The sequence below is a fragment of the Rossellomorea aquimaris genome (assembly GCF_020171925.1).
Taxonomy (GTDB): domain Bacteria; phylum Bacillota; class Bacilli; order Bacillales; family Bacillaceae_B; genus Rossellomorea; species Rossellomorea aquimaris_F.
In genome coordinates, this window is sequence record NZ_JAIVAR010000002.1 from 315743 (window position 1) to 330167 (window position 14425).

At 42.7% G+C, this 14425-nt stretch carries 12 protein-coding genes; 6 read left to right on the plus strand and 6 right to left on the minus strand.

Going from position 1 to position 14425, the window contains the following annotated elements; genetic code table 11:
* Positions 1 to 568: 568 nt before the first annotated feature.
* Both LCM10_RS09255 and LCM10_RS09260 read right to left on the minus strand, forming a co-directional pair.
* A complete protein-coding gene (locus tag LCM10_RS09255; RefSeq protein WP_224875949.1) occupies positions 569 to 1546 on the minus strand; it encodes an LCP family protein in 978 nt (325 codons plus the stop codon).
* A 195-nt stretch (positions 1547 to 1741) separates the two neighbouring features.
* Positions 1742 to 2377, minus strand: coding sequence for a YigZ family protein (locus LCM10_RS09260; protein WP_224875950.1), 636 nt, complete (start codon positions 2375 to 2377; stop codon positions 1742 to 1744).
* 550 nt (positions 2378 to 2927) lie between these two features.
* Here LCM10_RS09260 and LCM10_RS09265 point away from each other — a divergent pair.
* Both LCM10_RS09265 and LCM10_RS09270 read left to right on the plus strand, forming a co-directional pair.
* Complete coding sequence (locus LCM10_RS09265) at positions 2928 to 4070, plus strand: sensor histidine kinase (RefSeq protein WP_224875951.1); 1143 nt, start codon at positions 2928 to 2930, stop codon at positions 4068 to 4070.
* A gap of 33 nt (positions 4071 to 4103) precedes the next feature.
* On the plus strand, positions 4104 to 4781 hold the full coding sequence (locus LCM10_RS09270; protein ID WP_224875952.1) for a response regulator: 678 nt from the start codon (positions 4104 to 4106) through the stop codon (positions 4779 to 4781).
* 344 nt (positions 4782 to 5125) lie between these two features.
* Here the strand turns inward: LCM10_RS09270 and treR are convergent, their stop codons facing one another.
* Complete coding sequence (treR, locus tag LCM10_RS09275) at positions 5126 to 5848, minus strand: trehalose operon repressor (RefSeq protein ID WP_224875953.1); 723 nt, start codon at positions 5846 to 5848, stop codon at positions 5126 to 5128.
* Between the two features lie 118 nt (positions 5849 to 5966).
* Between treR and LCM10_RS09280 the strand changes: the two genes are divergently transcribed.
* Positions 5967 to 6575, plus strand: a complete 609-nt coding sequence (locus LCM10_RS09280; RefSeq protein WP_224875954.1) for a nuclear transport factor 2 family protein — start codon at positions 5967 to 5969, stop codon at positions 6573 to 6575.
* A gap of 38 nt (positions 6576 to 6613) precedes the next feature.
* Here LCM10_RS09280 and LCM10_RS09285 read toward each other — a convergent pair whose 3' ends face one another.
* The 3 genes from LCM10_RS09285 to treP form a co-directional block, all read right to left on the minus strand.
* On the minus strand, positions 6614 to 6787 hold the full coding sequence (locus tag LCM10_RS09285) for an aspartyl-phosphate phosphatase Spo0E family protein (RefSeq protein WP_224875955.1): 174 nt from the start codon (positions 6785 to 6787) through the stop codon (positions 6614 to 6616).
* Positions 6788 to 7168: 381 nt separating this feature from the next.
* On the minus strand, positions 7169 to 8854 hold the full coding sequence (gene treC / locus LCM10_RS09290) for an alpha,alpha-phosphotrehalase (RefSeq protein ID WP_224875956.1): 1686 nt from the start codon (positions 8852 to 8854) through the stop codon (positions 7169 to 7171).
* 496 nt (positions 8855 to 9350) lie between these two features.
* Positions 9351 to 10766: a PTS system trehalose-specific EIIBC component gene (gene treP, locus LCM10_RS09295; RefSeq protein WP_224875957.1), complete on the minus strand. Its 1416-nt coding sequence runs from the start codon at positions 10764 to 10766 to the stop codon at positions 9351 to 9353.
* Positions 10767 to 11528: 762 nt separating this feature from the next.
* Between treP and LCM10_RS09300 the strand changes: the two genes are divergently transcribed.
* The 3 genes from LCM10_RS09300 (at position 11529) to LCM10_RS09310 (ending at position 14419) form a co-directional block, all read left to right on the plus strand.
* Positions 11529 to 12446: a C40 family peptidase gene (locus tag LCM10_RS09300; protein ID WP_224875958.1), complete on the plus strand. Its 918-nt coding sequence runs from the start codon at positions 11529 to 11531 to the stop codon at positions 12444 to 12446.
* A gap of 172 nt (positions 12447 to 12618) precedes the next feature.
* A complete protein-coding gene (locus tag LCM10_RS09305; RefSeq protein WP_224875959.1) occupies positions 12619 to 13173 on the plus strand; it encodes a DUF6241 domain-containing protein in 555 nt (184 codons plus the stop codon).
* Between the two features lie 478 nt (positions 13174 to 13651).
* Positions 13652 to 14419 carry a PP2C family protein-serine/threonine phosphatase gene (locus LCM10_RS09310; RefSeq protein WP_224875960.1) on the plus strand — a complete coding sequence of 256 codons (768 nt, stop codon included), beginning with the start codon at positions 13652 to 13654 and terminating at the stop codon, positions 14417 to 14419.
* Positions 14420 to 14425: the final 6 nt, after the last annotated feature.

Here is a 14425-nt window from a genome sequence, read left to right on the forward strand (position 1 = left end):
GTGAGGCCCCACAGGAGCGAATGTATCAAGGAAGCTCACCAATCGCCCGCGGAAAGCGAAGTTTTGCACGGAAAACATTAGCGGTATTAAAAACTGAAACTGATATTGTTCGACTTTATTTGTAGAGATCTTAGTTTTGTCCCAGCCTCTTTGTTATTTAATGTTCTCTTCTTTAACTACTTATTAAAATAATAATAATATAGACACTTGCTTATTATTTTTTGTGTGGTCGAGGTTAATTTATTTTAGAGTGCTTTAAGGTTAATTAGAATACACCTATTTCCAGCTTGAATCCCAATCCCAATATGTCAGCCGCCTAATCTATTGCATTGTTCAAAGCCCCTTAAATCAAATCCTAATGAATTGTAGCGGCGATATTCGTAAACGATAAGCTCAATAATCCCTTAGTGAGGGTGGAGCAAAGTGTTTAGACAATTAGCCTAGGGAAACGAGGAATTAATACACATAGGCCATTTGAGGACCAGCGATAAAATAAGTAAATACATTAAAGTTTTACTTATTTTATCTAATTTGGTAGATGTAATATTTAATATATTAATATTGTAATTTATGGTAGCTTCAAGTGATTCTTTAATTCCTTTGTTACTTCAGATACAGACTCCTCGTCCAATTCCCAATAATAAGTGCCATCTATATACATATCTTGTCCCTCTAAAGTCAGAGTATCCATTTTAATTTTTCCGTTGAGGCCGTAACTGATAAATGACTTCATTTCGTCAAAAGTCATGTTTGTTTCCATGTTACTTCCGATAGCTTCGATAATATCATCGTATTTAGAAAGTGAGTTTGCAGATATTGCTTTTTTGGTTATAGCTTTTAGTATTTCCTGCTGCCGCTTACCTCTTTCAATATCGTTATCTTGCTTGCGAGTACGTGCTAGTGCCAGTGTTTCTTCTCCATCAAGTATTTGCTTTCCTGGGAAGAGATGAATGGCATCATGATGATCTTCCGCATCCTTTTCAGAAATCTCGTAAGGTACATCAACGACAATTCCATCTAATGCGTCAATAACTTCCATGAAGGCATAGAAGTTCATTTTCACATAATAATCTACTGGTATGTCCATTGTTTCTTCTATAGTATCAATTGTGGCTTTGGGGCCGCCGAAGTAATGAGCGTGATTGATCTTCGTTTTATATTCTACTTCAGGTATGTATACATAAGAATCACGAGGAATACTAACAAGCTTAACGGATTTTTTCGCTTTATTAAGAGTAGCAAGCATTAGTGCATCTGATCTGGTTTTCTCTCCATACTGACGACTGTTACTTCCATCCACCCCAATAAAAAGTATTGATACATTATCTTTATCTGGGTCCACTGCCTTCTCTCGCTTATCAGATTTATCTCTTCCATCATCTTTATAAGAACTTGAAAAAACAGTTTCAGCCTTTTTATATAGAAAAGCACCGTATCCTGCTGCTGAAAATGCGATGATTAATGAAGGGATTACAAGGAAAAATAAAAAGCGCCTTCTTCGCTTTTTCTTCTTAATCATTCTTTTATAGTGACGATCAATTGACATAAATTAAACTCCTTTTAGTAGATAGGATTTGCTTTTTTCTTTAACAACTAAATCATAAATACCTAATTACTGTCTTTAATCCTTTTATTCCCTTGGTAAGTAAATTTACACCAAAGAATATTTTACTACTTAAACACCCAAAACGTAAAATGAAAATTTCATTACAAACACTTTAGAAAAACGAGGGGCGTACCTTTAGTGTATTAACGTATCCAGGTATTCCACTTCCCCTTCTTCAACCTCTCCCTGACCATTCGTCAGTTCCGTCATCCAGTCGGTAAACGATTCTTTTGCGCTTTCTTCAACATACACCTCGACCTCCACTGCATCAAGATAGTGAATCTCCTTCAATTCATACTGCGAAGAACGCACCTCATTCTCCACTTTCCCAAGCCACGTATAGTCAAACTTCGTTTTCATGATCCGCATCAGCTTTCGTTCGACAATCCCGGTGGTATTGAGCCCTTCTGATGTCGATTTTCCGTACGCGCGGATGAGGCCGCCTGCTCCAAGCTTGATGCCTCCAAAATAGCGTGTGACGACGACGACTGTGTCTTTCAGGTCTCGTTTCTTCAGGACTTCGAGCATTGGCACTCCGGCAGTACCACTTGGTTCGCCGTCATCATTTGCCTTCTGGATCAGATTATTTTCACCGATCATATAGGCAGAGCAGTTGTGATTGGCATCCCGGTGCTTTTTTTTGATTTCAGCAATGAAGCTTTGTGCTTCTTCTTCGGTTTCTGCACGGTTTACGTAAGCGATGAATCGTGAGCGTTCGATGTTGATTTCATGTTCTCCGTAGCCTTTGACGGTATTATAGCGATGTAACAAATAGCATTCTCCTCTCGACGAATAGGTTTGGATTTTATGTAAATAGGGTATTGTTTGTTGATTTTTCTTCTCTTTCTACTATAAAGGACTGGGCATAAATTTGCACAGATTGTGAATATTCGACAAGGGAATATATGGTTCTACATGAAATAATGGTAATACAATGTAATGAAACTTTAATCTCCGACAATATATGACATGGTATAATTGACGCTGAACATAATACTTTTTCTATTCCTGTTTTATGTTCGTAGGTGAATGGTCTCTTTTATTCCGACCCTTCCGAATCCGGCATAAGGACCTTATGAAAAACCTTATAAGGTTGAAGGAGAAAAATATGCCTAGATGAATAAAGGAGATTCATGATTTTTCATCGAAATTTTTATAGGTATATTATATATATTTGTTAATAGGTAGTTGGACACGTTAACAGCTCCAACGATTGTACTATTTACCGATTTATTAGTATAGTCGAATAATATGTGGTGAAAATCACTCAAGTGAACTTCTAGGGATAAGACGATATGTGGAACGTAAAGAGGGATGTACCATGTCACTGAAAAAAATTAACACAAAAATGCTGGATTCAATCCTTGAGAAAATGGTGGATACGGTCGACCAATCAAAGGACGAAATCTTCCAGATTGGTGAACAATGCCGAAATGATTATGAAGAACTGACAACAGAATTGGCTGAAGTAAAAGAAATGGTCATCAAGGTCATTGATGAAGGGGATGAATTGACCCGAAAATCAAGGCATGCCCGACTCAGGCTTTCAGAAGTGAGCAAGCATTTCCAGACTTACTCTGAGTCCCAGGTGAGGGAAGCCTATGAAGTGGCCCATGACCTGCAAGTGAAGATTTCGATCAACCGACAGCTTGAAAAGCAGCTGCGCGACCGCCGCGATGAACTTCAACGACGCCTGCAGACTTTAGGCGACACGATTGAACGCGCCGAGCATCTATGTACACAGATTTCCGTTGTGCTCAATTACCTCACAAGTGACCTGAGACAAGTGAATGAAGCACTTGAGGATGCCAAGCAGAGGCAGGATTTCGGCCTACGCATCATTGAGGCACAGGAAGACGAGCGAAAGCGGCTATCTCGTGAAATCCATGATGGACCTGCACAAATGATGGCGAACGTCCTCATGAGATCCGATTTGATCGACCGTGTGTACAGGGAGAAGGGATCCGAAGAAGCGATCAAGGAGATCAGAGACCTTAAGAAGATGGTCCGATCCGCGCTTTACGAGGTCCGCCGCATCATCTATGATCTGAGACCTATGGCGCTTGATGACCTTGGTTTGATTCCGACCCTCAGAAAATACTTAAGTACGATCGAAGAATATAACCAAGGGACTAGCATTCAATTTGTGAACATCGGCCTAGACATCAGGCTTCCGTCAAAATATGAAGTCGCTCTGTTCCGGATGGTCCAGGAATGCGTCCAGAATGCATTGAAGCATGCCGAGGCATCGCATATTCAAGTAAAAGTAGAAGTAAAGAAAGACAAAATATTAGTTGTCGTCAAAGACAACGGCAAAGGATTCGATGTAGAAACACAGAAGAACGGATCCTTTGGCATCATGGGGATGAAAGAGCGTGTCGACCTTCTCGAAGGAGACATCACGATTGACTCAAAAATAGGGGCAGGGACCATCGTTATCATCGGGGTTCCCCTCAATAAGTAAATCTTTTTTCGAAGGATTAGGGAGGCGAATGACATGGCAACAAACATTGTTATCATTGACGATCACCAGTTATTCAGAGAAGGAGTAAAACGCATACTTGAATTTGAACCTTCTTTCAACGTAGTAGCAGAAGGGGACGACGGCTCTGAAGCCATCACCCTGGTGGAAAGCCATGAGCCGGACGTCGTGCTGATGGATATCAATATGCCGGAAACGAACGGAGTGGAAGCCACTCGCGAGTTGATGGACAAGTATCCGGATACAAAGGTCATCATCCTATCCATCCATGATGACGAGAACTACGTGAACCACGCACTAAAGACAGGTGCTCTTGGATACTTATTGAAAGAAATGGATTCAGAAGCATTGGTCGATGCAGTCAAAGTGGTTGCTGAAGGCGGATCTTATGTTCATCCGAAAGTGACACACAATCTCGTCGCAGAGTACAAGCGATTGGCTAACGCGCAAGGTACCGGTGGATTCCAACAATCCGAAGTTCGCCGCCCGCTGCACCTGCTGACTCGCCGCGAGTGTGAAGTCCTGCAGATGCTAGCTGACGGTAAGAGCAACCGAGGCATCGGTGAAGCACTGTATATCAGTGAAAAAACGGTTAAAAACCATGTGAGTAACATTCTTCAGAAGATGAATGTGAATGACCGAACGCAAGCCGTTGTGACAGCGATTAAGAATGGCTGGGTCGAGGTGCGATAAATAGAGTTAGAGGTAGAGTAATTTGTTGTTAGGAGAGCAGCCCTTTTAGGAAGGGCTGTTTTTTTGTGTTTTTGGGAGTTGGAGGGTAGTTTAAAGAGGGTGGCTGGTTGGTTGGTGCCAGGCTTAGATTGGGGTGTTTGAGCCAGGCTCGGAATGTGCAATCTGAGCCTGGCTCAAAAGAGAGCATATGAGCCAGGCTCAATTTGTGGGCGGGTGTAGCCTTTGGATGATTGGTGGGTGGGTGCCAGGCACAATAAGCTTAAACTGTGCCTGGCATCGCGTCGCCTCCCCAACCCCAAATCCCACAAAAAAATCCCACCCCCCATAACAGGAAGTGGAATCCCCTAATGCTTCCTCCGCGCAAAATCCACAAACCGGAACTTATCCAGCCTGTGCCTCGACTCCGTATACTCGAACAATGTCGCATCCTTCAAATGAACATAATTCTTCACAACGACGACATGGTCATAGCCCTCAAGGTCAAGATATTCGCGGTCTTCATCCGTACATTCCTCGACTACGATTTCCTTCTTGGCAAAATCGATCGGCAGCTCAAGTTCCTGTTCCAAATACTCATAGATCGAGTTCTCACAAATGTCCTTAGTAAGGAGGGGAACCTCTGACCTCAGAAAATAGGACTTGTCCAGAATGATCTTCTCTCCCTGAATTTTACGGGAGCGGATGACGTTCCAGATCTCGGAGTCGCCTGACACTTCAAATATGGAGGAGAGGGTGTCTCCTGCCGTTCTTAGACCGAACTCATGGACGGTGGTCACGATCTCGTCCCGTCCCATGGAAGACTGAAGTTCCTTGAAGCTGACCAGTCCTGATACAGGGAAGTTCATCCGCGATACGTCGAGAACGAGCGAACCTTTGCCTCGAAGCTTCTGGATCAGGCCTTTTTGAGCGAGAAGTGTAAGCGCTTTCCGAATGGTTTCACGAGAAGTCTCATACATAACGGACAGTTCATTCTCGGATGGGAGGATGGTATTTGTTTTGTATGTACCATTTTGGATCTTTTCCGATAGGTCTTCAAAGATTTGTTTGTATTTATTGCTTTTTGTCATTATGATCACCATCTATTATTTTACCATAATGCTGTATGGAAATCAGATTGAACTTGAGTGTTGCGAATATTTTCAATAGAATGGAGATAGCGCAAATTTTAGAAAAGGGTGAAGAGTATTGTCGACACAACATTGGAAGAAAATCATGATTGGAATCGGAATGAGCACGCTGCTGTTGGGTGCCTGTGGTGGAGAAGAAGCAAAGGAAGAGAAGAAAGATACGGAAGAAGTCAATACGGATGAGGAGTTAAAGAATGATCCGGCTACCGATGAAGCGGCGTCCCTTACGCAAATGACGGAAATTGTCGAGGATGCGGGTGCATTGAAAGAAGCGGAAAACATTCCTGCCGAGGAGAAGACGGCTATTACTGACGCCTTTAACCAATATATCGATGCGTTCAACGCAGAGGATTTCGAGTCTTATATGAGTGTGATTTCCAAAACGCCTGTGAATTTCAAGTATGCAGACGAAGAGCGTTATGTGAAGCAGATCTTTGATTCAGTGGATTCGAAGCGTTCGGTTGAAAATGTGAAGATTATTAACTATGCAGGGAAGAAAGCGGATGTGTACGCTGAAATCCAAGCAACGACAAAGGATCCGAACAGTGAGAAGGAAGTGACTCGCTCAGGGAAGCAAGTGACCGTCTTCCACAAGAAGGATGATGGCTGGAAAGTGGCGGCGATTTTCTTCTTGGCGAGCAAAGAGGATCAAGAAAATAACGAATAAAAAAATGGACTGCGATGGTGATCGCAGTCCATTTTTCATTATGTATATGTATCTTTGGTTTCCCGATAGAGGTTGAACAGTTCATCAAGTTCCTTACTGAGCTTGAGTGTGTCAGGATGGGTGAAGCCATTGACAAGAGCGAAGGATTGTAGTTCTGAACGCTTTTTTTCCATTTCGTAAAGCAGGTTCTGCAGTTGATTCGTAGGTGACATGGAATCCCTCCTCCTGATGTTGTGTCTATATTATGACATATTTCTCGGGAAATGTGTCGAAATTTCCGGTATTTTCTTTACAGTTTTTTGTAAGAGGTTGTTTCTTGTTAAAAATGAACCTGTTAATTAGACGATGGTGTGTTGATAAAAGTTTTGTAGGTGAACAAATATTGATCGGATAAGTTCAATCAAGTTTTGATGAAAAATATTTGATAGATCCACAGTGGTAAGCCATTAGTCTTAAAAGCAGAAAGAATGCAATCCGGGAGTTTAATAATAGCTGAAAGTATCTTACATGGAGTTTAATGGTTGTGAGTCTTCACTTATTCACTAGTTGACTTCACAAAAAAAGCACCTGCAAAATTGCAGGTACCCTTCAATTTATTTAGTGAAACGGAAAACCACAGATTCGTAAGGACGAAGCATGATGTTATGATATTGGTTTGCTGGATCATCGTAATTCGATAGAAGGACCTCACTAGACCACCCGTCAATATCCATGTCAGACGGGAGGGTAAACTCTGTTACTTTTCCATAGAAGTTATTGACCACGAGGAGTTTCTCCCCATCTCCATTTCTCACATAGGCAAAAATGTCTGGGTGATCGTCGAGGATCAGTTTGTAATCGCCGTCTACGATGATGCTGTACTCTTTTCGTAGCTGGTTCAGCTTCTGATAGTGATAGAATACAGAGTTCTCGTCTTCGAGCGCATTTTCTACATTGATTTCCTTATGGTTCTTCGCAACCGGGATCCAAGGTGTCCCTGAAGTGAAGCCGCTGTTTTCTTCTGAATTCCACTGAACAGGGGTTCTGGAGTTATCGCGTGACTTGTGTCGTAGGATTTCTAGAATCTCTTCCTCGGATTTGCCTTCTTCTTTCAACATATTAAAGATATTGATCGACTCAACGTCACGGTATTCATCGATGCTGGTGAATTTCGGGTTGGTCATTCCGATTTCTTCACCTTGGTAGATATACGGTGTACCTTGCATCATATGAATCGTTGTGGCGAGCATTTTCGCAGATTCAGTGCGGTATTCGCCATCGTTGCCGTATCGGGACACGATACGCGGCTGATCGTGGTTGCACCAGAAGAGGGCATTCCAGCCGCCGCCTTTGTGCATTTCACGCTGCCAGGTCGAAAGGATGTCTTTCAGCTTCTGAAAATCAAAGTCTGCAACCGACCATTTCTCCCCGTTAGGATAATCCACTTTTAAGTGGTGGAAGTTGAACGTCATGCTGAGCTCGTTACGGTCAGGATTTGAATACTTGATGCAGTTGTCGATCGTTGTGGAAGACATCTCACCGACAGTCATGATGTCATAATGAGAGAAGACTTCCTTATTCATTTCCTGCATATAGTCGTGGACTTTCGGACCGTCAGTATAAAACTTACGACCGTCCCCTGGAGCCACTGATCCGTCATCGTCCGGGAAATCCTGATCCTTCGAGATGAGGTTGATGACATCAAGACGGAAGCCGTCGACGCCTTTTTTCAGCCAGAAATGCATCATGTCATAAAGCTTTCTTCGTACCTCGTCGTTTTCCCAGTTCAGATCAGCCTGTGTGACGTCGAATAGATGAAGATAGTACTGGCCGGTTTCTTCATCATATTGCCATGCGTTTCCGCCGAATTTCGATTGCCAGTTTGTCGGCTCGGAACCGTCCGGCTTGCCGTCCTTCCAGATGTAGAAGTCACGATAGTCGTTGTCTTTTGATTTTCGTGATTCGATGAACCACTGGTTTTCGGTCGATGTATGGTTGATGACGATGTCCATGATGATTTTGATGCCGCGCTTGTGTGCTTCTTGGAGCAGTTCGTCAAAGTCTTCCATCGTGCCGTATTCGTTATGGATGTTGAAGTAGTCGCTGATGTCGTAGCCGTTATCGCGCTGAGGCGATTTGTAGATCGGGGTTAGCCAGACGACGTCGATGCCTAGTTTTTTTAGATAGTCGAGTTTTTGTGTGATGCCTTTGATGTCGCCGACGCCGTTACCGGTCGTGTCGTTGAAGCTTATTGGGTAGATTTGATAGACGACTGATTTTTTCCACCATGGTTGATTCATTTATAAAACACCTTTCTGTTGTGTATTAAGTCTTTTGAATGACGCTTTTGGTTTCCGTGGAAGACTTCGCTTTCCGCGGGCGGGCGGTGAGCCTCGCTAGTTTTGAACGAGGAATTGTCCAGCTCCAGGGCTTAGAGGCACATGTCATAAGCCAAACCGACCAAGAAGGCAAAGAACGCCTTCCAGGCCGATTCGTCTTATGCCACACGCCTCTCTTCAAAGCCCTTCCGCTTTTCTGTTAGGAGTCTTCGTCTTCCACTCCAATCAAAAGCTAGAACAGTTATTAATGAAGAGTTTATAGGATTAATGAGAAGTAACATTCTTCTTATAAGATGTCGTCCTCACACTAATGTTTTGATTTAAAAAGTAAAAAGAGAGCGGAAGACCTGCAATGAAATCTATTCATCCATGCTGATCAACCTCGCCCCCTTATTTTAACTTGTATATACATGTTGGTCTACTATCTTCTCTGTTTGAAGGTACGTACCTTTGGAATTTATACTGGCTTATTTTTACTAAATTTAGACCAGATCAATGTTAGTACGAATGGTACGACGAATGCGATTAGCATGCCGAATGCGAATGGTACCCAGTATTCCGATTTGATGGAAAGGATACCTGGAAGACCGCCGACACCGATGGAGAAGGCTTTGGTCTTGGTCATGGCGAGTAGCACACCGCCGATGGCCGATCCGATCAGTGCAGAGATGAACGGATATTTATATCTCAGGTTGACCCCGAACATAGCTGGTTCCGTGATGCCAAGGTATGCGGAAAGCGCCGAAGTACCGGCCAAACCACGAAGTTTTTCGTTTTCTTTCTTCGCTACGAAAATCATGGTAAGTGCCGCTGAACCTTGTGCAATGTTGGACAGTGCAAGGATTGGCCATAGGAATGTGCCGCCTGCATTCGATACTAATTGAAGATCGACTGCTAGGAATGTATGGTGCATTCCCGTGATGACCATAACGGCGTATAGACCACCGTATAGTAAACCACCCAACCAGGAAACGTGGTCGAATACCCAGATGACGCCGTCTGTCAGCATGTTACCGATAAAGAATGTGACAGGACCAATTACAATGAATGAAGCAAAGCCTGTGATCAGAAGGGCAACCGGTGCCACCACTAATAGCTTGATTGAATCATGTACCCTTTTATCCAGGAACTGTTCGATTTTCGCCAATAACAATGAAGCGAATAAGATTGGAAGGACCTGACCTTGATACCCGATCTTGTCCACTTCCAGACCGAAGAGGTTCCAAGTCGGAACTTTTTCAGCACTTCCGTATGACCAAGCGTTGAGTAAGTCCGGATGTACAAGCATAAGACCTAATACGATACCGAGTAATGGACTTCCTCCGAATCGCTTGACCGCCGACCAACCAATCAATCCTGGCAGAAAGACGAAGGCGGTATTGGCAATCAAGTTAATGATGCTTGTCAGGTCTGCCCATTGCGGATGAACATCGATGAATGACTTTTCATCGTAAAAGATTCCTGGGCCAGTCAGGATGTTATTCAGACCCATCAATAAACCGGCTGTCACGATTGCCGGCAGGATCGGGATGAAAATATCAGCCAGTGTCTTGATTGCCCGTTGTAGGGGATTCAAGTTCTGGCTGGCAGCATCTTTTACATCCTGTTTGGACGCCTGCTCGATGCCTGTTTCCTCTGCTAGTATTTGATACGCTTTATTAACAAGACCTTGTCCGATGACAACCTGGAATTGACCGTTGGAGGAGAAAGACCCTTTAACGATGTCAATTGCTTCTAGTCGTTCCTTATCTACTTTTTTCTCATCTTTTAATACCAACCGAAGTCGTGTTACACAGTGAGTGGCTGTCTGGATGTTATCCTCGCCGCCGATCGCAGCAATGATTTCGCGTACGGATTCTTTGGTTACGCTCATGGTATTCCCTCCCTGATTTATCGGATCCTTCGTTGGATCCGTATCATAATCGAAAGCGTTTGTGTACCCGCTTTCATTTCTATTAATGGAATTCCCTAGAATAGTTTGTGAGAAACGTGTTTATTTATGCTGAAGTAAAAGTAAAAAAACCTTTGAACGCCGCTTATGATTTCCCTGGAAGACTTCGCTTTCCGCGGGCGGGCGGGCGGTGAGCTTCGCTAGTTTTGAGCGAGGAATTGTCCAGCTCCAGGGCTTAGAGGCACATGTCATAAGCCAAACCGACCAAGAAGGCAAAGAACGCCTTCCAGGCCGATTCGTCTTATGCCACACGCCTCTCTTCAAAGCCCTTCCGCTTTTCTGTTAGGAGTCTTCGTCTTCCACTCCAATCAACGCTGGAGATACTATTTCCTTAAAACCAGCATATATAAACGCTTAAAATTCTAGGTTTTCTTGTTGTATATACAAGGTATACTCCTATTGTATTCATGTATATACAAGTTGTCAATGTGTAAGGTTAGCGTTTTCATTTAGTAATTGAAATATCTTGGAAGAGAACATTAAAGAAAGGGGGCTACAATGCTCATTAAGTACGTTTATCAACTTTGAAATTGGTAATACACCCAACAATTACTAAACACGATAACACCAGGGCTCACAGCCATTTTGTGGGGAATTACCCTATTAGTCCTATTAAACTATCGTTCTCCTTCTTTCATAATGGTAACGCAAGAAAATTTTACATAAAGAAGGAGAAAGTTCATTTTGAAGAAAACAATCATTGCTGCTACAACCGCTGCCCTAGTCTCGTCACTTGCCGCAACATCCGTTGGTGCTGCAACTTATCGCGTTCAGTCCGGTGATTCCCTCTCGGTGATTGCCTATAAATATGATACAACCGTCTCGAATATAAAAAACTGGAACGACCTTACATCAGACACAATATACGTCAATCAGGTGCTCGAAGTAAGTGCGCCATCCACCACTAAGGCAAAAACATATACGGTACAATCGGGAGACTACTTGTCCAAGATTGGTCAACAGTTCGATGTGTATGTCGCAGAATTGAGAGAGTGGAACAACCTGACTAGTGATGTCATTTATCCTGGACAGGTCCTGAAGGTCTCGGCTTCATCAACGACATCGGAACCGGCATCAACAGGCGGTACTTATACCGTCCAATCGGGTGATACGCTGTCCCATATCGCTGTCCGATTTGACGTCATGGTTTCTCAGATAAAGTCTTGGAATGGACTTACATCGGACACAATTTTTGTAGGACAGAAACTTTCCATCGGCTCTACTAAGCAAACTGGAGAATCAAGCCAGTCAACGAACGTCATCGACATTGCCAAGAAATATATCGGTACCCCGTACAAATGGGGTGGAACGACACCGAGCGGCTTTGACTGCAGTGGGTTCATCTACTATGTATTCAATCAGGCCGGAGTGAACATATCTCGTACCAATACGGAAGGCTATTATAGTAAATCAACGAGCATCTCCAACCCGAAGCCGGGTGATTTGGTTTTCTTTAAGAACACATACAAAGCTGGCATCAGCCACATGGGCATCCTAATTGGAAATGGTGAGTTCATCCATGCGTCGGATAACGGAGTCACGGTGTCTAAGTTGAACAATACGTACTGGTCACCACGATTTGCTGGTTATAGGAAGTTTTAAGATAGGTTATAAAGCCGTCGATATCAAATGATGTCGGCGGCTTTTGAGTATGGTGAAAATGTACCGATACAGCTTTGATAACAAAATTATGAAATAAATGGTAGAATGGTGGAGGGAAAAGAGGATTTAATATCGAAATGATACTAGAGCAGATATAGAGGGGAGTACGTATATGAACAAAAAATTTATATTCGGCATCCTGGGGAGTGTCTTGTTGATCACGGTCATTGGGGTCTATATAGCAGTTGGGGGCATAAGTCAACCTATCGAAGAATCAAGAGCGGGTAAAAGTAGCTCAACCGCTGATTCAACGGAAGCAGAGCCGGTGGACGGCCAACCCTCTGATAAAGCAAGGTCTGATGAAAAAGCAAGTGGCAAAAACCCATTCGACAGCGTCAAACCACCTTTGAAAGAGGTACATATCCAGCAATATATACACGCAATGAGCCATCAAAAGGTAGAAGCAAATGAAAAGTGGTCTTTCTTTAAGATTACGGATGAAAGAATCGACTTTCTACTGACCCAGCTCGATGCCAATAATTATGATAATGAGAGTCTATATAGGAACATCTTAACAAGCTGGAAGGAAGGGGACTTCTCTAATGCTGCGAGCCAGCATAATGCGGTGTGGCGCCTACAAAACGGCACGATCGGCAAGGCGACCGGCAATATGACGGCGAAGGAAGAGGCAGCCTTCCTGCAGGAACAGAAGAAAGAATCAAGATAGATGTAATAATTACACTTAGGGGCTAATAATCTCCTAGGTTTTTTTTGTTTTGAAAATTCATGGAAATATGTATTGCGCCTTTTGCAATAATAAATATAGAATAGGAAATATATACTATTAATTTTAAAAAATATTATTTATGTCGATTTTGTTTAGTGAATCAATGTTACAAATGTTACAAAAACTCGACTTTTGACATGTTTTATTGTAACATTTAACGAGATTATTTTCCTCTAAAGTAATAAAATTCCCTTGTTCATCTATGAGAGCGTGTTATTTAGTTGTTTCCAATATTATGAGGCATATAGAAAGCAATGGAGAGATGTTTATATACATAGCGACAAAAAGGTAGGAGAACATTGTCACAAGAATGAATAATTTGGGAATTATTGTGAAAAAGAAAGCTGGATTTTCTCCGGGAAAAGGTGAAATTCTTATATGAGATTTTATTTTACATATAGTTAGGAAGGTCCTTTAGATGGAAGTATTAACCGCAATGTATACCGATATAGGGATAAAGAAGTCAACTAATCAAGACGCCATGTGTATTAAAGTAGCGGAAACATCCGTCGGGAAAGTCGTCATGGCCGTCATTTGTGACGGGATGGGGGGGCTTTCAAAAGGAGAAGTGGCGAGTGCTAGTGTGATCAACGCGTTTTCTTCTTGGTTTAACAATGAGCTCCCAAGAGAGCTTGGAAAAGAGGATTATAGTAATATTCAATCTCACTGGGAACGAATCATAAGAGACCAAAACCAACGGATTTCTTCTTATGGTAAAAAGGTCAATATTAAGTTAGGCACTACTTTGACTGTACTGCTTCTGATCGATAAATCATTTATGCTTATTGGTCATGTAGGAGACTCGCGAGTATACAGAATCAATGAAAGTCTCACGATTTTGACTGATGATCAAACGGTTGTAGGCAGGGAGATAAAAAGGGGTGCCCTGACTCCTGAGCAAGCAGAGAAAGATCCGCGAAGGAATGTACTGCTTCAGTGCATAGGAGCTTCAAAACTGGTTGAACCGGATTTCATAGAGGGAAAGCCAGTTCCAGGAGAGGTATATATGCTTTGTTCTGACGGCTTCCGACATATGATAACTGGACAAGAAATATATAAGTCTTTTTCTCCGACAATGATAAACGAAGAAGCGGACATGAAAGAAAAAGCAAAAGAATTGGTTGAGCTTAACAAGCGAAGACAGGAGACGGACAATATATCAGTGGCGCTTATAAAAATGACGTAAGGAAGT